Source organism: Noviherbaspirillum sp., from assembly GCF_035627455.1.
Taxonomy (GTDB): Bacteria; Pseudomonadota; Gammaproteobacteria; order Burkholderiales; family Burkholderiaceae_D; genus Noviherbaspirillum.
The window spans coordinates 16,921-37,798 of record NZ_DASPLS010000034.1 but is presented as its reverse complement, the minus strand read 5'-3'; the positions used below and the strand labels follow the sequence as shown (position 1 = coordinate 37,798).

Below are 20,878 nucleotides of genomic sequence, written 5' to 3'. Positions count from 1 at the left end.
GAGAAAGCGATGCAGATGATTTCTGAAGTGATGACGCGCAATGTCCAGTTCGTATCGCCGCACGAGAACCTGCAGCGTGCCGCGCAGATGATGGACGAGCTGAACGTGGGGGCACTGCCGGTATGCGAAGGCGACCGCCTGGTGGGCATGGTGACCGACCGCGACATCACGGTGCGCGGCACGGCGGCCGGCCGGCCGCCGGCCGAAGCGCATGTTGAGGAAGTAATGAGCACCGACGTGCGCTGGTGTTTCGAAGACCAGCCGCTCGACGACGTGATGCAGCAGATGTCCGACACCCAGATCCGGCGCATCCCGGTGGTGACGCATGACGACGCGCACCGGCTGGTGGGCATCGTGTCTCTTGGCGACCTGGTGACGAAGACGGCGGATGGCGGACAGCGGCAGGATGTGGAGCAGGTGGTGGCGAAGATTTCGTCGCCGTCCGAGCCCGATCGCTCGCAACCGGGGGGCGCGGCGAAGGGTGCCCCGGCGGCGGGCGGAACCGGGACGGGCGGCGCCGGATCGGACACCGGCACCGCAACCGGCTTTGCCGGGGCGGACGCCCTTGGCGCGTCCGGCCGGGATGATTACGGCGCAGGCGACATCGGTTCGGATGCGACCGGCGCCATCGGCAGCACCGCGCCTCCGGTGCGCCGCTCCGCCGCCGAAGGAACGGCGGGCACGACCGACAATACCGGCGGCACCGGTGCGCCCGGCGGCACGGATGCGACGGGCGTGTCCGGCGCGTCGGGTGGCACCGCGGGCACTGGCGGCTCCGCTGGTACCGGGGTAGGCGCAAAGCCGTGACCGGAGTGCGCACGGATTCCCCGATGAGAGCCGAGCGTTACGGCCAGGGCGTGATCGATACGCGGCGCCTTTCGCTCCCGGAAAACTGATCCGGTGGGCGAAGCGCCGGCGCCGGATTCGAGCGCCAAACCTTTTATTTGGGCGCAATGCCGGCGGTTGCACGGTTTCATAAAAAAACCGGTGCGGGAGCGTACTCGGCGCCCGCACTTGATCTCGCTTAACTCCTCGGCGCCCGCGTGTCCTGTGGTAGTAGGTGACAGGTAGCGCGTGCTGTCCGCATGTCGCGCCTGTCGAGCGAGGAGGCCGCCATGCCCAAATATGTGATCGAACGCGATCCGCCGCACGCCGGGCAGTTGTCCGATGAAGACTTGCGCAACATTTCCGCCAAGTCCTGCGACGTGCTGCGCAACATGGGGCCGTCAGTACAGTGGCAGGAAAGCTATGTGACCGACGACAAGATCTATTGGGTCTATATCGCCGATTCCGAGGATCGTGTGCGCGAGCATGCGCAGCGCGGAGATTTCCCGGTCACCAATATTGCAGCGGTACGGCGTGTGATCGATCCAGCGACGTCGGAAGCACGCGCCGGCTGAAGCGCTGCCGGACAGTCAGGCCAGATGAATCGGGCGGCGCGCCGTGCACGCCGTGCGGCCCGGTTTGCCGCAGGGATTATTCGGCAAGCGCCCGCATCTCCGCATACAGGTTGGCCTTGCCCTCGAACCCGATACCCGGGAGTTCAGGCATCGTCACATAACCGTTGCGCACCTCGACACCGTCCGGAAAACCGCCGAACGGCTGGAACAGGTCGGGGTAGGATTCGTTTCCGCCGAGCCCCAGGCCGGCAGCGATGTTGAGCGACATCTGATGCCCGCCATGCGGAATGCAGCGGCGCGGCGACCAGCCGTGCTGGCGCAGCATGTCCAGCGTGCGCAGGTACTCCACCAGGCCGTAGGAAAGCGCGCAGTCGAACTGCAGCCAGTCGCGGTCCGGCCGCATGCCGCCATAGCGGATCAGGTTGCGCGCATCCTGCATCGAGAACAAGTCTTCGCCGGTCGCCATCGGCTTGTCGTAGTAGTTGCGCAGCACCGCCTGCAATTCGAAATCGAGCGGGTCGCCCGGTTCCTCGTACCAGAACAGGTCGTACTGCGACAATGCCTTCGCATAGGCGATCGCGGTATCCATGTCGAAGCGGCCGTTGGCATCCACGCAGAGCTTCTGGCCATCCTGCAGCACCGACAGCACCGCGTCGATCCGGCGCAGGTCTTCATCGAGCGATGCACCGCCGATCTTCTTCTTCACCACCGTGTAGCCGCGGTCGAGGTAGCTGCGCATTTCATCCTTGAGCGCTTCCAGGTCCTGGCCCGGATGGTAATAGCCGCCGGCGGCGTAGACGAAGATTTCCTTGTCCACCTTGCCGTCGCCGTAGCGCTCCGCCAGCAGGCGGAACAGCGGCTTGCCGGCAATCTTGGCGACCGCGTCCCACACCGCCATGTCGATGGTCCCGATCGCGACCGAACGCTCGCCGTGGCCGCCGGGTTTCTCATTGGCGAACATGCAGTTCCAGATGCGGTGCGGGTCGAGGTTGGCGCCGGCGTCGTCGAGCAGGGATTCCGGTTTGGCGGCGAGGATGCGCGGAATGAATCGCTCCCGCATCAGGCTGCCCTGGCCGTAGCGGCCGTTGGAATTGAAGCCGTATCCGATCACCGGTTTGCCGTCGCGCACGACATCGGTGACGACCGCGACCAGGCTCAGCGTCATCTTGCTGAAATCGATGTAGGCATTGCGGATCGGGGAACTGATGGGAAGGGTTTTTTCGCGGATGTCGAGAATCTTCATTGGGGGCACCGGTCGGGAATGTGATGCAGCCAAGGATAGTCTTCCGCGCGGTTTTATAATTCACTTTCTCTCATACCATTATTCACCGCAAGTGAAAAACGACGACCTTTCCTTTTTTGTGTTGCTTGCCAGGAAGGGCAGCCTGAGCGCGGCCGCGCGCGACCTCGACATCACGCCCCCGGCGGCGACCAAGCGCCTGGCGCAACTGGAGCAGCGCCTCGGCGTGCGGCTGGTGAACCGTACCACGCGCAGCTTGAGCCTGACACCGGAAGGCGAGCTCTACCTCGCGCATGCGGCGAAGATCCTGTCGGACATCCGGGAAATGGAAGAGCAGATCGCCGGCGCCCGCGCGGCGCCGAAAGGCCTGCTGCGGATCAATGCGACGCTCGGCTTCGGCCGCACCACGGTGGCGCCGGTGGTCTCCGCGTTCGCGCTGCACTATCCCGACGTCGAGGTGCAGCTGCAGTTGACCGACCGGCCGATCAACCTGGTGGAAGAGGCGTTCGACCTTGGCATCCGCTTCGGCGAACTGCCGGATACGCGGCTGTCGGCGCGCCGCGTGATGTCCAACCGCCGCTTCCTGTGCGCCGCGCCGGCCTACCTGAAAAAGTTCGGCGTGCCGGCGGTGCCGGAGGACCTCGCGCGCCACCGCTGCATCGTGCACCGCCAGAACGACGAGGCGCACGGCGTATGGCGCCTGACGCGCGGGCGCAGGACGGAAACGGTCAAGGTCGGCGGCGCGCTGTCGAGCAATGACGGCGACGTGGTGCTGAACTGGGCGCTGGACGGGCACGGCATCCTGTTGCGCTCGGAATGGGATGTGAGCAAGTACCTGCAGAGCGGCCGCCTGCGCCCGGTGCTGGAGGATTACCGGCCGGCGCCGGCCGACCTGTTCGTGTACTACCCGACGCGGCGCAACCTGCCGGCCAGGGTGCGCGCCTTCATCGATTTCCTGGTCGGCGCGCTGGGGCGCCAGGGTGACTAAAGGTTGCCATGAACCGGGGAGCCGGGGCGCGATCGAGCGAGAAGGGATAGCGAAGCGAAACCCACCGGGCGCCTCGATGGGCGTGGTCAACACGGTGGGTTTCGCCTGCGGCTCTACCCACCCTACGATCCTTTAAATTTATCCGGATGCTCTACTCGTTCGCAGCATCGTCTAGCCCTGCTTTGCCTGCAGCGGCATGCTGTCGAAACGCACCCCGTCCCAGCCGTGCCGCATGAAGTTTCGGATGTTCTGGTGGTCGCTGCCTTCCGGGTTCTTCAACACGTCTTCCCGGTAGTAGGCGCCGAAGCAGGCGAGGGTCTGATCCTTCGACAGCCCGTTGAGCTGCGCGAATGCGAGCAGTTTGCAGGAGCCGGAGTTCTGGCCGGCTTCGTTGCGCAGCGCGCCGTTGGTGAAGGCGGCAGGCGTGAAATCGTAGTGTTCGGCGATCGCCGCCATCGTGTCGTCGAAAGTGACGGATTCGGGCTGGTCGTTCAGTTTCTTCAGGAAGGCGTTGAGCTTCATCGTGTCTTGGTCCGTATTCGGAAAGGGTGGCAAAGGCGGCATTGTAACGCCGCGAAATGCGTGCGGCGCGGGCATGCTTGCCGTGCTGCGTCGGGCTAGGCCTTGCGCAGGTAACAGGCCTTCAGCATGAAATTGCCGGCGTCCATCCGGCAATCCACTTCATGGTCGCCGCCCACCAGGCGGATGCTCTTGACCTTGGTGCCCATCTTCAGCGTGATCGAAGAGCCTTTCACCTTCAGGTCCTTGATCAGCACGACGGCGTCGCCGTCGGACAGCACGCTGCCGTTCGCATCCTTCACGACCCGGCCGTCCTGCTCTTGCTCGGGGGCGGCGGCAACCGCCGGCCATTCATGGCCGCAGTCGGCGCAGACATGGTTATCCCCGTCCGGGTAGGTGTTTTCCATTGCGCATACGGGGCAGGCGGGGATCGTCGGCATGAATTCTTTCCGTTTGAAACAGTCTCAGGGGGCAGAAGTATAACCCAGCGTCGAGCCTGCTCAGGGCGGCGCCAAAGCGGTACACTTGCAAGACAGTCAACCGAGCGGAGCATGCCATGGCGCAACACATGAAGATCGATTTCGTTTCCGACGTTTCCTGCCCGTGGTGCGCGATCGGCCTCTATTCGCTGGAGGAGGCGCTGCAGCGCCTCGACGGCGAGGTGCGCGCCGACATCACCTTCCAGCCTTTCGAGCTGAATCCGCAGCTGCCGCCGGAAGGCGAGGATATCGACGAGCACCTGGCGGCGAAATACGGCGCCTCGCCCGAGCAGTCGCAGAGCAACCGCGAAGCGATCCGCGCGCGCGGCGAGGAAGTCGGTTTCACCTTCAGCATGGACAAGCGCAGCCGCATCTACAACACCTTCGATGCGCACCGCCTGCTGTACTGGGCGGCGGAGGAAGGGCGGCAGCGCGAACTCAAGCACGCGCTGTTCAAGGCTTATTTCACCGACGGCGACAATCCCGGCTCGCACGAGCTGCTGGTGCGCCTGGCAGGCGAAGCCGGTCTCGATCCGGTGCGCGCGCGCGAAATCCTGACGTCGGACGCGTACGCGCAGGAAACGCGCGAACAGGAAAACTTCTTTCTCGAACAGGGAATTCATTCCGTGCCCGCGGTCATCATCAATGACCGCTACCTGATCTCCGGCGGGCAGCCGGTCGACGTGTTCGAGCAGGCGCTGCGGCAGATCGCGTCGGAGGAGTGACATGGATGCCGGCACCTTCGCCCGTCTGCTGGAACAGGAAGGCTATTTGCAGATCGTCACGGTGGAACGCGAAGCGGACGGCGGGATGGCGGAACACAGCCATCCGTTCGAAGCAAAAGCCCTGATCCTCGACGGGGAGATCCGGATCATCGCCGGCAGCGAAGCATGCCGCTACCTGCCGGGAGATATCTTTTACCTGCGCGCCAACGAAACGCATACCGAAAGCTACGGGCCGCAAGGTGTGAAATACCTTGTAGGGAGGAAGTAATCGCGGGCGGGTAATGCTGTGCGGCATCGGCAAGTGGAGGGATGTCCTGCGGGATCAAACCCGGATGCGTGCTTTTGCGCGATAATTCGCCCCCCGGGCTCATCGGGCAGTGCGCGCGCAGCGCCGCCTGCATCTCAGTAACTTTCAGGAAAGCAAACACTTTGGCAACCAGAAGCAAACGCTGGAACGGCAATGTCGATTCCCTTCCAGCCGACTATCTCAAGAGCGTGATGGCAAAAATGGCCGATTACGGCGACCGCGTCCAGTTTTCGCTGGTCAGCGGCGGCGCCGAGCCGAGCTATCAGGTCACCAACGCGCTCGGCAAGACCATCGCCTTCGACCGCAACCATCACCTGCTGCGGCCGGAGGGACATGAATTCGTCGGCGCCAATGCGACCGCGGTATTCACGATGGAGCAGGTAAAGGCGGCAGCCTCCGGCATCCGTACCGCTGTCGGCGGCGCGCCGAGGGCGGCGCGCGCGGTGCGCACCGGCGGCACCGGCACCCGCGTGAGCGCGGCCAAGCTGGACGAGCAGTTCGCCGCACAGCGCTACGAGTATTACCGCAACAATCGCCAGTCGCTGCCGGCCGCGATCACCGAGCACACCGAGGAAATCACCGCCCTCATGAGGCAGGGCAAGTCGGCGGAGGAAGCCTTCGGCGAGGTGCTGAAGAAGTATTTCTGATCTGCCGCAGGGCATGCGGCGCGGCGGCGAACATTTCCCGTCGCGCCGGATCACACGAGGGCAGATTCGTGTGATGCCATGCCCGCCTCCTCCCATCACGTCCCCGCCAAGCGCGCACCGCGCGCCCCGAAGCAGGCGCCGCCGCGCGTCGCGCCCGATACCGGCTCGCTGCAGGATGTGCGCAACGCCGCGCATGATTGCCGGGCTTGCCCGTTGTGGGCGAATGCCACCCAGACCGTATTCGGCGACGGCCCGGACCATGCGCCCGTGATGCTGGTGGGCGAACAGCCCGGCGACCAGGAAGACCGCCAGGGCCATCCCTTCGTCGGGCCGGCCGGGCAACTGCTCGACCGCGCGCTGGCCGAAGCCGGCATCGCGCGCGACGACATCTATGTCACCAATGCGGTGAAACACTTCAAATGGGAGCCGCGCGGCAAGCGCCGTCTGCACAAAAAGCCGGGCGATGCCGAGATCGCTGCCTGCCATCAATGGCTGGAGCGCGAACTCGAACTGGTCGCGCCGCTGCTGGTGGTTGCGATGGGCGCCACCGCTGCCCGGGCACTGCTCGGGAAGGCAACGCCGGTCGAGGCAAACCGCGGCCGGGTCATGCCTTATCTCGCCGAGATGCAACTCTTGGTTACAGTTCATCCCTCCTACCTGCTGCGCGTGCCGGATGACGCACGGGCGCAGGCCTACGCGCGCTTCGTGCAAGACCTGCGGCTTGCCGCGGCATTCGCAAAGCCGAAACGCTAGTTCGCGGCGCTGCAGACGCTGGTCAAATTGCTGAAGAACCAACCAAAAGTTACTTCCTCCAAGTACAGGAATGCGGGAGCCCGGGCGCACGCAGGGGCGCCCGGCTTGCAAAGATTTCCAGAAGGATTCTGATGCATGATCTTGGCCATGTCCGCGACCGGGAACCGACCGGACGCTGGCATTTCCTCCGGAAGGGGAAGAACTTCATCGCCGACTGCTGCCCGGTGATCGGGTGGCTGTTCGCCGCCATCATCCTGTCCGTCACCGGATGGACCCTGCTCCTTTCCAGCCTTGCGAAACAAGCGCGAGCCCAGGAAGAGACCGCATTGCGGGAGTCGGCAATCCTGGCGCGCGCCTATGCGGATCACCTGTACCAGTCGCTCGCCGCAGTCGACCAGATTACGCTCTATATCAAATATGCATGGGAGTACTCGGGGGGCAGCTTCCGGCTGGAGGGGATCGAGGATTCCGCCGCGATCCCGGTGCAGGCCGGATTCTTCGTCGCGATTTTCGACAGGGCGGGAAATCTCGTGACCAGCGTGCCTTCGCCTCTGGTCAAGGCCAATGCAAAGGACGAGCCTTTTTTCCTGGCGCAAAAGAACAGTGAACAGGACCATTTTTACATCAGCGAAATCCGCACAGGAAAATTTACAAACAGAATGGTCGCGCAATTCTCGCGCCAACTGCTGGACAAGGAGGGCGTGTTCGACGGCGTCGTGCTCGTTTCCGTGACGCCGGATTACTTCATTGCCGGCTACGACCAGGTGACGCTCGACCGCAACGGCTTCCTTGGGATTCTTGGTACCGACCGCAGCATCCGCGTGACCCGGGTCGGGTCGACCGTGTACAAGCCGGAGGCGCCGGCGCTGGCCTCGGTTCCGGCGGATATTGCCGGCGCGTCCGGCGCCGCGCCGGTGGACGGCGCGCCCTGGTTTGCGGACCGCCGCAACCGGTTTCTCGCATGGCAGGAAACACGCGGCTATGAAATGCTCGCACTGGCCGGCCTCGACCAGCAGGCGGCGATGGCGCCCTATGTCGCGCACCGCCAATCCACGCTCGAACACGCGGCGTTCGCGACCTGCGGCCTGTTCTTCTTCACCGCGGTCGCGATGTTTCTCAGCCGGCGCGTCGTCAACAACCAGAAGCAGCTGGACGGATTGCGTGCGACCTACCGGATGGCGACGGAGGGCGGCACCGAGGGCTTTTACATCGTCCGTCCGCTTCTGGACGGCGGCGCGCAGATCGCGGACTTCGAGGTGGTCGACTGCAACCGCCGCGGGGCGGAATTGCTGAGCCGCAGGCGCGAGGAATTGATCGGCAGGCGCGTGGATGACCTGTGCGCGCAGCAGCACCGGAAGCTGGCAATGGAGCCGTTGCGGGAAGCCTTCCGCTCGGGTGTCTATGAAACCGAGCTGGAACAGCCGCACGACGGGCCGTTCCGGGCGCGCTGGATTCATGCGCGAATCGTGCGCTCGGAGGGTAACCTTGCCGTCACCGTGCGCGACATCAGCGAATCGAAGGCGCACGAGATCGAGCTTGAAAAGCGCGGCAATGAAGATGCGCTGACCGGCCTGCCGAACCGCCACTGGGTCAAGGATTTCCTGCCGGACGCGATCCGGCGCGCGGCCGAACAGCACTCCCGTCTGGCGGTGCTGTTCATCGACCTCGACGGCTTCAAGGCGGTCAACGACACGATGGGCCATGATGCCGGCGACGATCTTTTGCGCCACGCGGGGCGCCGCCTCAAGCTCGCGGTGCGGCCGCACGACCATGTCGGGCGCATCGGCGGCGACGAGTTCGTCGTCATCATCGAGAACGCCGGCGACAGGAATGCGGTCGAGCATCTGGCCGAGCGGGTGCTCGCGGCCTTCCAGGAAAAGTTCCGTCTGCCGCAAGGCGTGCACGCGGTCGGCACCTCGATCGGCATCAGCATCTTTCCCGAGGACGGACGCGATGCCGACACCCTGCTCAAGCACGCCGATGTGGCGATGTACTCGGTGAAGACCAGCGGCAAGCGGAATTACCGCTTCTTCGATGAAAAATTTTATGAAGCGGTGCGCGTGCGGCATGAAAGGGAGGCGGAACTGCGTCAGGCGATCGAGCAGGACCAGTTCCTGGTCTACTACCAGCCGCGCATCGACGTCGCGAGCGGCACCATGTCGAGCATGGAGGCGCTGGTGCGCTGGGCGCACCCGCTGCGCGGCATCGTCGAGCCGGCCGAGTTCATCCCGCTGGCGGAGGAAACCGGCATGATTCTGCCGCTCGGCGAGCTGGTGATCGACAAGGTGTGCGAGCAGCTCGCGCGCTGGTCGAAGGCGGGACGCAAGGTGCTGCCGGTATCGGTCAATGTCTCCGCGCGCCAGGTGCACGAAGCGCACATGCCGGAAGTGCTGGCGCGCGCCTGCGAGCGGCACCGCATCGAACCGCGGCTGGTGGAAGTCGAGGTCACCGAATCGACGATGGTCGGCGCCGCCGGTGCGGTCTGGGAAAGCCTGTGCGCGGTGCAGGAGATGGGCATCAAGCTGCTGGTCGACGACTTCGGAACCGGCTATTCCTCGCTGTCGAAGCTGCAGGAGATGGACTTCGACGTGCTCAAGGTCGACAAGGCATTCACGGCCAGGCTGCAGAAGAGCCGCGAGGGCGCGGTGCTGTTTACCGCGATCATCACGATGGCGCATGCGTTGGGCATGCGGGTGGTCGCCGAAGGCGTGGAAGGGAAAGAGCAGCTGGACATGCTCAAGCTGCTGCGTTGTGATGAGATCCAGGGCTACTACATCGCGCGGCCGATGCCGCCGGCGGAGAACCAGCCGGAGTACCGGGACTGGGCTGCGCCGGTCGGGGCCTAGCGTGTCTGAAAAGGAAAAGCCCTCCGCGCACGGAGGGCTTGAGTCTGGTGCTGGTATTGTTTCCTACCGCCAGCTCCGGTGGATACAGCCTGTTCTTTTGAAAACGATGTCTCACTCCGAGGGCTGCATGGGTTCGCATGATACCTAATTTCCATGGAGCAGGTGTTACATTGCGTAACGCATCCTGTCAAAAACATCAGGCATCGTCCCCGCCTTGCTCCGCCTGGTCCTCGCTCTTCAACCCCAGCCGGTTGCGCAGCGTGTCTTCGTCGATGTTCATCAGCGACGCGATGGCGCGGAAATCGTCGGGCAATGCCGGGTCGTCCCAGCCATGCGCGGAGTGGCGCGCCAGGTCGACCGCGAGCTTCACGTTCTTCACACGCGGTTTTTCGCAGGATGCATCATCCATCAGCGTCAGCAACAGTTCGGGCAACTCCCACTTCGCGCATACCAGCGCCTGCAGTTCGTTCAGCGGGAATCCCAGCACCGCCTGCTGCGCGTCGACGCTGCGCAGCGTCGGCTCGGCTTTCTGCAACGCCTGCATGCGCAGCGCCCGCTCCGGCGCGAAGCACCATACCAGCATCTCGGCGAGGTCGTGCAGCAGTGCTGCAATCGCCACCTCCTCGCTGTTGAGGTCGCAGCGCCAGGTCGCCCAATCGAGCGCGTAGCGCGCCGCGCGCTGCGCCCGCCGGATCACATGCAGCAGCCCGAGCATCGCATGCGGGTGCGGGCGGAGATGGTCTTCGATCACGTCGAACTGCGAGAAGTGCTGGAAGAACGGCTCCACGCCCAGCATCATCACCGCATGTTCAACGGTGGAGATGTCCTGCAGCTGGCGCCGCCCGCGATGCGCGGCTGAGAAGCGCAGCACGCGCACCGTCATCATCGGGTCGTGCAGCGCGATGTCGGCGATTTCACGCACATTGATGCGCTCGAGGCGCAAACGCGCCTCGTCCATCGCGTGGACGGTGTGGCGCAGGACCGGAACTTCCTTGTCGATCAGGAATTCGGTCCAGGAGTCGATGCCGGTTTGCGGAGCGTTCATGATGCCTGCCTGGTTAGTCGTCGCGCGAACGGGGCGCGTGCCCGCCGGAAGCCAGGCCGGTGGTTGCCGGCCATCGCCGCCCGGATGAACAGGGTTGCCGGACGCTGCCGGCACCAGCCATTCTTTGTAGTCGCGTTGCTTGGCCGCAATGACCTGGATCAAACAAACGGCCGCGTGCTGCGTCTGGCACCAGTTCTATGCGGCCGCCTGCGCCGCGTCGGTCTCGCACTCGCAGCGGTTGCGTCCGTTTTCCTTCGCGCGGTACAGCGCGCGGTCGGCCAGGGTAAACGTGCGCGAGATGGGAGCGCCGACAACGTACTCGGCGATGCCGATCGAGATCGTCACCTTCAGGCCGGGGTCGATGTCCGGGAAGCGGATCTGCTCGACGGTCTGGCGCACCCGCTCGGCAGACACCAGCGCGCCGGGCAGGGCGGTATCGGTCAGCACCATCACGAATTCCTCGCCGCCGAAGCGGCCGAAGAAATCCGTCTGGCGCAGCGCAGCGGAAACGGTGGCGGCCATGTCCTGCAATACCCGGTCGCCGGCGAGATGGCCGTAGGTATCGTTCACCTTCTTGAAAAAATCGACGTCGATCATGCACACGCAATAACGGGAGCCGCTGCGCACGCAACGCTGCGACTCCTGCTCGATGCGCTCCATCAGGTAGTGGCGGTTGTAGACGCCGGTCAGCTCGTCGCGAATCGCCATGTCGCTGATGCGCTGCAGGGCGACTTCCAGTTCGCGGTTGCGCTTCTCGAGTTCCTGGTTGTTGTGGCGCAGCCGGTCCCGCAGGCTGCCGATCTGGCCGGCGAGGAAGCTGAACTGCATCAGCGTGACCAGCAGCGCCAGCCACTGCAGCACCTCGACCTTGAGCTTGATCTCGGACGGACGGTAGAGCAGGAGCAGCGCGATCAGCCCCGCATAGCCAGCCAGCAGGAACAGGCCGAACCAGGCGAACTGACGGGTGCGGAAGCGGAACATGCCGAACACCATCATCGCAACACCGAGCAACAGGAAGATGCCGCGGAAATCGTCGGCGTGATACATCAGGTACAGCCCGGACAGCGTTGCGATGGTCAACTGCGGCGCCGTCAGGCTGGGATCGCGCAGGCGCTTGTTCCAGCCGCTGCGGATGAAGGCATAGAAGCCGATGTGGATGCTCGCAACCAGTGCCAGGTAGACCAGCACCGGCGTCGTCCCGAAATAATTCATCCACCAGCAGGCCACGACGAACGAAGCATTCATCAGGTAGGCGCCGGCGGCGGTGAAGAAGCGCTTCAGCCTGAGAGTCTGCTCGGGTTCATCCTTGGGGAAGAGTGCAAGGCGGATCGTCATCTCCTGCTTAATGATCGTCTGTGATTGGGGGTATAGTAACTTGAAGAAACCTTGCTGGCATGCTGCAGCGCAGTGTTGCGGCCTTGCGTGTTCTGCGATGCGGAACACGCAGTGGTTAATCGGCGCGTGGACGGTTATCCGGCCGCGAAAAAGATCGTCGGGATCGCGACCGGCAAGGAAGGAAGGGGCCGCAGCGGGCACGGCGATCGGGCCGGACCGCAGCGAGGGGATGCGCGTCGATGATCCCTGTTTGCGCCCGGCATCCGCAAGCAAGCCGCCTTCAATGAAAAAGCGCTCCCCGGAGCGCTTTTTTTGGTCAGAACCGGTAACTCACACCCAGGCGCACCACCGGATAGGCCTTGAAGTCGTTCACGTCATCCTGCAGCTCGCGGTTTTCCGCCGCGACGTCGGCCGCAAGCTGCGTGCAGACCAGCACCGGCGCGGTGCAGCCAACATTCGCGAGCGAAGTGCGCGGCGAGCCCTGGAACAGCACGCCGAGGTCGGCGCTGAAGGCCCAGCCCTTTTCCTTGGCGGCCGGGTTGCCCCAGCCGACGCCGAGATAGGGCGCCAGGTTGCGGAAATCGACCCGCCCCTCCAGCGTACCGGCGGTTGCGGCAGGATAGCTTCGGCCGTTGAGCCTATACGTCCCGGCCGCGGTCGGGCGGCCGTGCGCGTCGATCTTGTTGCCGTTGTAGACGACGCCGGCGCTCAGCCGCAGTCCGCTTTCATTTGGGAAGTAATCGAGCAGGGCGTCGAAGGTGCGCAGCTTGAGGCGGTAGTCGTAATCGACATTCGTCGTGCTGCCGTCGTAGGAGTAGTTCAATGCGTTCACGCCGAAGCGCGCATGCATCTGCGGGTGCACCGGCACGCTCGCATGCAGGCCGAGGCCGCCGGTTCCGACGCTCGCCGTCAGGCCGACCTGCGCCTGCGCCGGCGCCGCGCATCCGAATCCCGCCGCCAGTAAGGCCCATACCAGGTTTTTCTTCATTCTTGCTCCGTTTTGCGATAGGAGCGACCCTGCATGGGACGCATGCGTTCCGGCCGCCTCGGGTTTCTTGCCGCAAATGATTTCCGCAAATGCCTCAGCTTGCGGACACGGCTTTTTAGACGCGGAAAACGGCATAAAAAATCCTTGCGCTGTCCGGCTTTTCGATTAATATGCTTTTAAACGATTTAAATTAAATTTAATTGAAAAGAACCGAAGACATGGCACCGAGACCCTATAACAGCACCGTGCGCAAGGACGCAGAAGCCGAAACCCTGCGACGCATCATCGCCGCCACCGTCGCGTTGCATGCAGAAAAAGGCGCGATGGCAACCAGTCATGCCGAAATCGCCGCGCGCGCCGGCGTGTCGGTGCCGACGGTGTACAAGCATTTCCCGACCCGCAACGACCTGCTGCCGCACTGCATCGGCGAAGTCGCCGGCGCGGCGCCGGTGCTGGACCGGGAGGCGATCCTTGCCGCGCCCGACACCGGCATGCGCCTGGCGTGCCTGGTCGACGCGCTGCATGCGCGCTATCAGTATTTCCATCCCTGGTCCCGCTGGATGGCGGTCGACGCGCCGTTCCTGCCCGAGCTGGCGCGGATTGCCGAGGAAGGCGCGCAGGAACTGGAAAGCCTGGTCAAGGCCGTACTCGCGGATCTCTACCCGCGCGGCATTCCGCAAGCCGTGCTCGCGCTGGCGATCGTCATCCTCGATTACGGCACCTGGCAGCAATTGCATCAACGCCTGGGCAAGCCCAGGGCAGTCAGCCGCGCTGCGCTCCTTGCGTTGCAGCGCATTGTTTCCTCCTCACCTGAAAGCGAGTGACGCACCATGGCAACGATGAATTCCTCCACAACCATCGACGAAATCGCGGACGGCATTTACCGCATCTTCACTCCGGTGCCGCCGGAAGTGATGGCGGGCGGTTTCTCCTTCAACCAGTACCTGATCGCGGACGACAAGCCGATGCTCTACCACACCGGGCCGCGCCGGCTGTATGCGGACGTGAGCGCCGCGGTCGAGCGCGTGCTTCCGCTGTCTTCGCTCGCCTATATCGGGTTTTCGCATGTGGAATCCGACGAGTGCGGCGCGCTCAATGAATTCCTCGCCGCCGCGCCGCGCGCGGTGCCGGTCTGCAGCGAGGTGGCGGCGATGGTGTCGATCAACGATCTCGCGATCCGCGAGGCCAAGCCGATGGCGGACGGCGAAGTGCTGGAATTGGGACGGCACCGGGTACGCTGGTTCGCCACGCCGCACCTGCCGCACGGCTGGGAATGTGCGATGGCCTACGAGGAAACCACGCGCACGCTGCTGTGCGGCGACCTGTTCACCCAGCCCGGCCATGAGCATGCGCCGGTCACCGAGGACGACATCCTTGAACCGAGCGAAGCCTTCCGCCTGCAGATGGATTACTTCGCGCACAGTCCCGACACGCGGATGCACCTGCGCCGCCTGTCGGAATTGCAGCCGTCGACGCTGGCCTGCATGCATGGCAGCGCCTGGCGCGGCAATGGCGCGATGCTGCTGCAAAAGCTGGCCGAGCGGGTCAGCCCGAACTGAGCAAAAAACGGGGAGGATTCAGGCGCCGAGCACCGTGACCACGACGCGGCGCCGCTGCGGGCTGGTGCGGTGCTCCCACAGATAGATGCCTTGCCAGGTGCCGAGAAGCATGCGGCCACCCCCTATCGGAATGGTCAGGGAGGTGTCGGTCAGCACGCTGCGCGCATGCGAGGCCATGTCGTCCGGCCCCTCGAGGTCGTGCCGGTAGGCGGGATCGCCGTCGGGCGCGAGCCGGCCGAGCAGCGTGTCGAGGTCGCGCCGTACATCGGGGTCGGCATTTTCGGTGATCGTGAGCGAACAGCTGGTGTGCTGCACGAACACATGCACGACCCCGGTCTGCATGGCCGCATCCGACACCGCCTTCGCCACCGCATCGGTGATATTGCGGGTGCCGCGGCCCGGCGTCGAAAACTCGAGGATGGACTGGCGGCTCATGCGTGCTCCGCGATCATGCGGCCGGCTTGCGGCCCATCGCCTCGCCCATGCGGATCGCACGCTCGGAAAGCCACTCGCGATTGAACTCGATCACGCCGCGCGGGAACAGCATCACCACGGTCGAGCCGAGCAGGAAGCGCCCCATTTCCTCGCCTTTCTTCAGCAGCACATCCTTGTCCTGGTAGTGCCACTCGCGCACCGTGCCGCCGCGCGGCGGATTCACCACGCCATGCCATACCGTGGCCATGCTGCCGACAATGGTGGCGCCCACCAGCACCAGCACGAAGGGGCCGTGCGCCGACTCGAACACGCAGACGACGCGTTCGTTGCGTGCAAACAAGCCCGGCACGCCGCGCGCGGTGACCGGATTGACCGAGAACAGCGCGCCGGGCACATAGATCATGCGCGTCAGCCTGGCATCGCAGGGCATGTGGATGCGATGGTAGTCGCGCGGGCTGAGATACAACGTCGCGAAGCTGCCGTGGTCAAATTGTGCAGCCAGCGCGCTGTCTCCGCCGACCAGCGCGGTGGTGGTATAGCGGTGGCCCTTGGCCTGGAAGATCTGGTCATGCTCGATCGAACCGAACTGGCTGATCGCGCCGTCCACCGGGCAGATGAAATCGGCATCGGCGAGCGGACGCGCGCCGTCGCGCAGTGCGCGTGTGAAAAATTCATTGAAGCTGGGATAGCTCGCAAGATCGGGATTGAGCGCTTCTTCCATGTTGACGCCGTACTTCTTTGCGAACCAGCGGATCACGTGCGGCGTGAAACGGCCGCCGGCGGCCGACGCGAAGCGCCCGGCGAGTTCGGTCAGGGCTTGTTTGGGAAGTAGATATTGATGCAATACGGAAAAACGCATGGGTGCGAGCTGCCTTGAGGGAATGAGTTGGCCCGATTATAGCTTCATGTGTGGCGCCGCGGCCCGTCCGGACCGCGGCGCCGCCCCTGCCACCGGAGACACGAGATGCGACACCTTGTCATTGGACTGTTGACCTGGCTGCTCGGTACGGCCGCCTGCGCCGACGACGCGTTGTGGAAACAGCTTGCCGCCGGCGGTTATGTGCTGCTGATGCGGCATGCGCAAACGGAGCCGGGGGTGGGCGACCCGCCCGGATTTACGCTGGGCGACTGCAGCACGCAGCGCAATCTTTCCGGCGACGGGAGGGCGCAGGCGGCGCGCACCGGCGAGGCGTTTCGCGCGCGCGGCATCAGGCTCGACGAGGTGCGCAGCAGCGCCTGGTGCCGCTGCACCGACACCGCGACGCTGGCCTTCGGCCGCGCCAGCGTCTGGCCGGCGCTGAACTCGCTGTTCGATGCGCCGGAAAAAAGGGAGACGCAAAGCGCGCAGGTGCTGGCACTGGCAGCCGGCGTCAGCCCGCCGCGCAACCTGATGCTGGTTACGCACCAGGTAAACATCACGGCGCTGACCGGGGAAGCGGTGGCGTCGGGCGAGATCATCATCGCCCGGCCGGCGCGGAAGGGAAGAGGGCTGACGCTGGTCGGCCGGCTGAAGGTGCCGTGAGCGCGGGCGCCTACTTGTTTGCCTGCTGCAGGGTCACGTTCTTCTGCATTTCCAGGACCTCGGCCGGCCACCGGCTCTTGATGTAGGCCAGCACCGCGTTGATCTCCAGGTCCGAGAGCGCGGCGGCATAGCCGGGCATGTCGCTCTGGTATCCGTCCGGCGCCGTCTTGCCCGGCACCAGTCCATGCTTCACGATATCGACCAGCACCCGGTCCGGATGATGCCAGGTGTGGCCGGTCTCGTCGTGCGGCGGTGCCGGCAGCCGGCCGTTGGCGCGGCGCTTGCGCCATTCCGGCTGGCCTTCCAGGTTGGCGCCGTGGCAGGCGGCGCAGTGCTGTGCATACACCGGCTTGCCGCGGGAAACGAGCTCCTTGTCCGCAGGATCGATGTAGGCCGTATCCGGCGCCTGTCCCTGGCGCAGCAGCCCGACGGTGCCGACTGCTGCAGCCGCGATCGCAGCGGCCAGCAAAAGCTTCCTGTTCATGCGCGGCTCACCTGCGGTAGGGGCGGATGCCGGCGGGCGCGCCGTCGATGTCGAAGCGCCGCGTGAGGAGCACTTCCGCGATGCCGACGCTCTCCAGGCCGTCCGCCAGGTCCGCGACCGCCGCCTCGACCGCCTCGGAGCGCGCGAGCGGCTTGTCGATTGCGCCGAGCGGCGCGTTGGTCGCCTTCGCCTGCAGGCTCACCCGCAATGCGTCGCCGTCGTCCGCCTCGGTCGGGCCGACGATCGCGCTGACGTCTTGCGGCGCGAGGCCCTGCGTCTCCAGCATCTGTTGCAGTTCGTTCAGCAGCCCCAGCATCTCCAGTTCGCGCAGCGCTGCTTCCTTGCCCCCGTGGAACAAGTCCTGGTACAGGAAATCGATCTGCATGTCACGCCCGTCCGTCACCAGGCAGCGCCTGAGCAGCGGCAGCACCTGTTGCGACCATTTCCGGAAACGTTCCGCGCGCGCCTCGAAGTAGCGGTCGGCGGCGGCCTCCTTCTCCGGCACGTGGTAGAACGGATCGTCCATGCTCTTCAACGCGAAGCCGAGCAGGAAGCGCAATTCCAGCGCGCTGTCTTCCGCGCCGAAACCGGACGCCGGCCAGCCGCGCATGCTGCGCGCGATCGCCTCGGCCGCCGGCGCCTTCCTGCGCGTCATCGCCTCGCAGGCTTCATGCACCATCTGGTTGAGCTGGCAATAGCCGATCCGTTCGATTTCATCGAGGTGATACGCGTGGCTGACCAGCACCACCTGCGCCTTGCGGCTTTCCAGCCCGCCTTCCTGGAAACTGTCGCGCAGCGCCGCGAAGGCCTGCTCGTCCTGGAAACATTGCTCGCTGCGCAGCCCGCCGGCGGTGCGTACGAACAGCGGCACGACGAAGGCGTTCACTTCCAGCTCCGGGCCGTCCTCGCGGCGCAGCAGCAGCGTGCCGGACAGTTCTTCCACGTTCTCGCGCAGCACGCGGTAGGCCTTGTCGTCTTCCTCGAAGCTGCGCTCCAGCGCTTCATCGAGCGCCTGTTCGCGCTGCTGCTGCAGGCATTTCCGTACCGTCCTGCGCAGGTCGGCCTGTGCCTTTTGCAGCGGCTCGGGCAACTGCGCATAGACATCGGATTCGCGCAGGTCGATCGCCAGCGCGACCAGGCGGTCGGCCAGCGCTTCGTCTCGCTCTTCTGCCGGCGGCGCGGATTTCGCGGACGGCGGGGTTTTTGTCTTCTTCATCGTCTCTTGTCAGGTAAGCGTCACGGTGAGCGCGCCGAGCGGCGCGCTGAAGCGCGCGGTCCAGGTTTGCCCGCCCTCGACGGGCCAGGCATCGGTCCAGGTGCCGGTGGTCACCACATCGCCGGGCTGCAGGTCCGGCGCGCCGGGGCAGCGGCGCAGCTCGCCCAGGAAGTGGTGCAGCGCCTGCAGCGGACTGTCGAGCACGTTGGCGCCGCAGCCGCGCTCCACCATGCTTCCGTCGTGCAGCAATTCGACCTCGGCGGCGGCCAGGAGGCTGTCGAGTCCGGCGGCGGAAGCCGCGAGCCGGCGCAGCGGCAGCCGCGCGCCGACCAGCAGGCGCGCATGCAGCGCGGAGTCGGCCACGGTATCGGTGGCGCTGAACTTCCAGTCTGGCAGGTGCGACTGTACCACCTCGAAGCCGGGCGCGAGCCATTCGACCACATCGAACAGCTCGTCCGGCGTCGCGCCGGCTTTCGGCGTCGCGCGCATGCCGAACACGATCTCCGGCTCCAGGCGCGGCTGGCAGGTGCCGGCCAGGGAAAGCGTGCCGCTGCCGTCGCAGTGGCGCACGCTGCTGTCCCACACCGGACCCCAGATCGGCGCGAACACGTTGTAGCGCGTCCAGATGGTGCGGTTGGTGAAGCCGATCTTGTAGCCGACCGGGCGCTCGCCGCGCGCGACGCGCAGCGCCCGCACCGCCAGCGCCTGCTGGTAGGCGGCATCGAGGTCGGCGCCGCCGACCGCGCCCGGCGGATGCGGCCACAGGCGGCCCTGGTCCTGGCAGTCCAGCAGTGCGTTCGGGGTCATCGGCAGCTCTCCTCTCGAAAAGAAGGAGTGTAGCCAAGCCCGGCCATCCGCGCCAACCCTGCGATCGCCGGCGCCCGGCGGAAGCGCCGCATCCGGCTGTCATTGGTTTCGCAGGCGTTGGCAGCGCTGGTGCAGATCAACGCTGCTGTTGGGCGGCTCCTTGCGGTGAGGCCCGGAAGTAAAGACGTTGCCGGCAGAAACAGGATGTCGCCGTCAGGGCGGAAGCAGCGGCGCCACCAGCCGTTCCAGCACCCGCATCGAGTACAGCCCGGCATGCGCGGCGCGCAGCTGGCCGTTACGATCGAACACATAGACCAGCGGAAAGCGCAGCTCGTCCAGCGGGCCAAGCTCATGCCCGCGGAGTATGCCTACTGGCAGCGTCAGCTTGCGCTCGGCAACGAAGGCGCGCAGCGCGGCAGGGTTGTCCAGCGTCGAGGCGGCGAGCACCTGCACCCCGCGCGCGTCGTACGCCGTGGCGAAGCGTTGCAATTCCCATATGCATTTGCGCGAAGACAGCGATTCCGGCGACCACACCGATACCAGCGTGATGCCGTCGCGCCGCTGCGCCAGGGAGAAACGGCTGCCATCTAGCAATTCGGCTTCGAGGCGCGGCGCTGGGCCGGCTTCGGCGGCACGCGCGGCGCCGGCTGTCAGGGCGGCGGACAGGGCGGGAAACAGCGCGAGCAGTGCCACCAGCAGGCGGCGGCGGGGCGAAGCGGGATGCATGAATTTTCTCCGGGGACGTAGCGGAAGTATGCACCCGCGCCGGTATTCGTGCATGCCGTGCGGCAGCAAAAATACCAGGAGCGGGCTGTCCCTACTTTTTCGACGCGGCCCGTCCCGGCTTCAGGAATCCGATGCCGGTGATCATCGTCACCGCTTCCGCCGCGCGTGTCGCCGCCTCGTCCGTCGCGTCGGTGCCGAGATCGTCCAGCTGGCCCTGGATCAGCAGCGACGCCAGGCCGTGCACCGTGGACCACGCGGTCAGCGTGATCTGCCCGACGTCGAAGTCGCGCAGCAGGTTTTTCTCGCGGCAGGCCGCGACCGTCGTCCGCATGCTGGAAAACACGCGGTCATACGCCGCCTTTAACGCCGGAAACTCGCTCTTGTCGCCCAGGTCGGGGTGGTACATCGTCAGGAAATAGGCCTGATGCGACACCGCGAACTGCACGTACGCGACCCCCTTGCGGCGGAAACAGTCGACCGGGTCGGCGCCGAAGGCGGCATCCAGTTCGTCGTAGCGCGCGGCCAGCCGCGCAAATCCCGCTTCCGCCAGCGCAGCCAGCAACGCGCGCTTGCTCGGGAAATGCCGGAACGGCGCGGCGCTGCTCACGCCAAGCGCGCCGGCCAGCTCGCGCAAGGTGAAGCTGACTTCCCGCGCCGCTTCGATATGGGCGAGCGCCGTGTCCATCAGTGCATTGCGCAGGTCGCCATGATGGTAAGTCCTGGTGGTCTTGGTCATGAGGCGTGAGTAAAGTAATCAATGATCACATTTTAATTGACGGTGCCGCTTTTCAGGACTATCTTGAAGCGTGAATGTAAGCGGCGATAACATGTATGTCGCCCAACCGCCTTGGAGGACA

At 65.2% G+C, this 20,878-nt stretch carries 24 protein-coding genes; 11 read left to right on the top strand and 13 right to left on the bottom strand.

Going from position 1 to position 20,878, the window contains the following annotated elements; all coding sequences use genetic code 11:
* Window positions 1–9: 9 nt before the first annotated feature.
* Both VEC01_RS06635 and VEC01_RS06630 read left to right on the top strand, forming a co-directional pair.
* Window positions 10–807 carry a CBS domain-containing protein gene (locus tag VEC01_RS06635; protein WP_324899982.1) on the top strand — a complete coding sequence of 266 codons (798 nt, stop codon included), beginning with the start codon at window positions 10–12 and terminating at the stop codon, window positions 805–807.
* Between the two features lie 308 nt (window positions 808–1,115).
* Window positions 1,116–1,400 carry a DUF4242 domain-containing protein gene (locus tag VEC01_RS06630; RefSeq protein ID WP_324899980.1) on the top strand — a complete coding sequence of 95 codons (285 nt, stop codon included), beginning with the start codon at window positions 1,116–1,118 and terminating at the stop codon, window positions 1,398–1,400.
* 76 nt (window positions 1,401–1,476) lie between these two features.
* On the opposite strand, the gene VEC01_RS06625 is transcribed toward VEC01_RS06630, so the two are convergent.
* On the bottom strand, window positions 1,477–2,643 hold the full coding sequence (locus VEC01_RS06625; RefSeq protein ID WP_324899978.1) for a mandelate racemase/muconate lactonizing enzyme family protein: 1,167 nt from the start codon (window positions 2,641–2,643) through the stop codon (window positions 1,477–1,479).
* 91 nt (window positions 2,644–2,734) lie between these two features.
* On the opposite strand from VEC01_RS06625, the gene VEC01_RS06620 reads away from it, so the two are divergent.
* Window positions 2,735–3,628: a LysR family transcriptional regulator gene (locus VEC01_RS06620; RefSeq protein WP_324899976.1), complete on the top strand. Its 894-nt coding sequence runs from the start codon at window positions 2,735–2,737 to the stop codon at window positions 3,626–3,628.
* Between the two features lie 171 nt (window positions 3,629–3,799).
* Here the strand turns inward: VEC01_RS06620 and VEC01_RS06615 are convergent, their stop codons facing one another.
* Together VEC01_RS06615 and VEC01_RS06610 are read right to left on the bottom strand one after the other, a co-directional pair.
* Window positions 3,800–4,150: a HopJ type III effector protein gene (locus VEC01_RS06615; RefSeq protein ID WP_324899975.1), complete on the bottom strand. Its 351-nt coding sequence runs from the start codon at window positions 4,148–4,150 to the stop codon at window positions 3,800–3,802.
* 95 nt (window positions 4,151–4,245) lie between these two features.
* Entirely contained in the window at window positions 4,246–4,587 is a 342-nt protein-coding gene (locus VEC01_RS06610; protein ID WP_324899973.1) for a zinc ribbon domain-containing protein YjdM, read from the bottom strand.
* Between the two features lie 116 nt (window positions 4,588–4,703).
* Between VEC01_RS06610 and VEC01_RS06605 the strand changes: the two genes are divergently transcribed.
* The 5 genes from VEC01_RS06605 (at window position 4,704) to VEC01_RS06585 (ending at window position 9,904) form a co-directional block, all read left to right on the top strand.
* The gene (locus tag VEC01_RS06605; RefSeq protein WP_324899971.1) at window positions 4,704–5,351 is read left to right on the top strand and encodes a DsbA family oxidoreductase; all 648 of its coding nucleotides are present in this window, start codon (window positions 4,704–4,706) and stop codon (window positions 5,349–5,351) included.
* Window position 5,352: 1 nt separating this feature from the next.
* Window positions 5,353–5,619 (top strand): cupin domain-containing protein, encoded by a 267-nt coding sequence (locus VEC01_RS06600; protein WP_324899969.1) that lies wholly within the window; start codon window positions 5,353–5,355, stop codon window positions 5,617–5,619.
* Between the two features lie 161 nt (window positions 5,620–5,780).
* The gene (locus VEC01_RS06595; protein ID WP_324899968.1) at window positions 5,781–6,305 is read left to right on the top strand and encodes a hypothetical protein; all 525 of its coding nucleotides are present in this window, start codon (window positions 5,781–5,783) and stop codon (window positions 6,303–6,305) included.
* A 78-nt stretch (window positions 6,306–6,383) separates the two neighbouring features.
* On the top strand, window positions 6,384–7,058 hold the full coding sequence (locus VEC01_RS06590) for a UdgX family uracil-DNA binding protein (protein WP_324899966.1): 675 nt from the start codon (window positions 6,384–6,386) through the stop codon (window positions 7,056–7,058).
* 131 nt (window positions 7,059–7,189) lie between these two features.
* A complete protein-coding gene (locus VEC01_RS06585; protein WP_324899964.1) occupies window positions 7,190–9,904 on the top strand; it encodes a bifunctional diguanylate cyclase/phosphodiesterase in 2,715 nt (904 codons plus the stop codon).
* Between the two features lie 196 nt (window positions 9,905–10,100).
* On the opposite strand, the gene VEC01_RS06580 is transcribed toward VEC01_RS06585, so the two are convergent.
* The 3 genes from VEC01_RS06580 to VEC01_RS06570 form a co-directional block, all read right to left on the bottom strand.
* The gene (locus VEC01_RS06580; protein WP_324899962.1) at window positions 10,101–10,949 is read right to left on the bottom strand and encodes an HDOD domain-containing protein; all 849 of its coding nucleotides are present in this window, start codon (window positions 10,947–10,949) and stop codon (window positions 10,101–10,103) included.
* Between the two features lie 195 nt (window positions 10,950–11,144).
* On the bottom strand, window positions 11,145–12,284 hold the full coding sequence (locus VEC01_RS06575; protein WP_324899960.1) for a diguanylate cyclase: 1,140 nt from the start codon (window positions 12,282–12,284) through the stop codon (window positions 11,145–11,147).
* 316 nt (window positions 12,285–12,600) lie between these two features.
* Window positions 12,601–13,272 (bottom strand): hypothetical protein, encoded by a 672-nt coding sequence (locus VEC01_RS06570; protein ID WP_324899958.1) that lies wholly within the window; start codon window positions 13,270–13,272, stop codon window positions 12,601–12,603.
* 218 nt (window positions 13,273–13,490) lie between these two features.
* Between VEC01_RS06570 and VEC01_RS06565 the strand changes: the two genes are divergently transcribed.
* Both VEC01_RS06565 and VEC01_RS06560 read left to right on the top strand, forming a co-directional pair.
* Window positions 13,491–14,096 carry a TetR/AcrR family transcriptional regulator gene (locus tag VEC01_RS06565; RefSeq protein WP_324899956.1) on the top strand — a complete coding sequence of 202 codons (606 nt, stop codon included), beginning with the start codon at window positions 13,491–13,493 and terminating at the stop codon, window positions 14,094–14,096.
* A gap of 6 nt (window positions 14,097–14,102) precedes the next feature.
* On the top strand, window positions 14,103–14,831 hold the full coding sequence (locus VEC01_RS06560) for an FprA family A-type flavoprotein (protein ID WP_324899954.1): 729 nt from the start codon (window positions 14,103–14,105) through the stop codon (window positions 14,829–14,831).
* 18 nt (window positions 14,832–14,849) lie between these two features.
* Here the strand turns inward: VEC01_RS06560 and VEC01_RS06555 are convergent, their stop codons facing one another.
* Together VEC01_RS06555 and asd are read right to left on the bottom strand one after the other, a co-directional pair.
* A complete protein-coding gene (locus VEC01_RS06555; protein WP_324899952.1) occupies window positions 14,850–15,266 on the bottom strand; it encodes a secondary thiamine-phosphate synthase enzyme YjbQ in 417 nt (138 codons plus the stop codon).
* A 13-nt stretch (window positions 15,267–15,279) separates the two neighbouring features.
* Complete coding sequence (gene asd / locus VEC01_RS06550) at window positions 15,280–16,125, bottom strand: archaetidylserine decarboxylase (protein WP_324899950.1); 846 nt, start codon at window positions 16,123–16,125, stop codon at window positions 15,280–15,282.
* 105 nt (window positions 16,126–16,230) lie between these two features.
* Between asd and VEC01_RS06545 the strand changes: the two genes are divergently transcribed.
* Window positions 16,231–16,788 (top strand): histidine phosphatase family protein, encoded by a 558-nt coding sequence (locus VEC01_RS06545; protein ID WP_324899948.1) that lies wholly within the window; start codon window positions 16,231–16,233, stop codon window positions 16,786–16,788.
* Between the two features lie 10 nt (window positions 16,789–16,798).
* On the opposite strand, the gene VEC01_RS06540 is transcribed toward VEC01_RS06545, so the two are convergent.
* The 5 genes from VEC01_RS06540 to VEC01_RS06520 form a co-directional block, all read right to left on the bottom strand.
* Entirely contained in the window at window positions 16,799–17,272 is a 474-nt protein-coding gene (locus VEC01_RS06540) for a cytochrome c (protein ID WP_324899946.1), read from the bottom strand.
* A gap of 7 nt (window positions 17,273–17,279) precedes the next feature.
* A complete protein-coding gene (locus tag VEC01_RS06535; RefSeq protein ID WP_324899944.1) occupies window positions 17,280–18,488 on the bottom strand; it encodes a DUF2863 family protein in 1,209 nt (402 codons plus the stop codon).
* A 9-nt stretch (window positions 18,489–18,497) separates the two neighbouring features.
* The gene (locus tag VEC01_RS06530) at window positions 18,498–19,295 is read right to left on the bottom strand and encodes a 2-keto-4-pentenoate hydratase (protein WP_324899942.1); all 798 of its coding nucleotides are present in this window, start codon (window positions 19,293–19,295) and stop codon (window positions 18,498–18,500) included.
* Window positions 19,296–19,508: 213 nt separating this feature from the next.
* Window positions 19,509–20,021, bottom strand: coding sequence for a TlpA disulfide reductase family protein (locus VEC01_RS06525; RefSeq protein WP_324899940.1), 513 nt, complete (start codon window positions 20,019–20,021; stop codon window positions 19,509–19,511).
* Between the two features lie 91 nt (window positions 20,022–20,112).
* The gene (locus VEC01_RS06520) at window positions 20,113–20,757 is read right to left on the bottom strand and encodes a TetR/AcrR family transcriptional regulator (protein ID WP_324899938.1); all 645 of its coding nucleotides are present in this window, start codon (window positions 20,755–20,757) and stop codon (window positions 20,113–20,115) included.
* Between the last annotated feature and the right edge of the window lie 121 nt (window positions 20,758–20,878).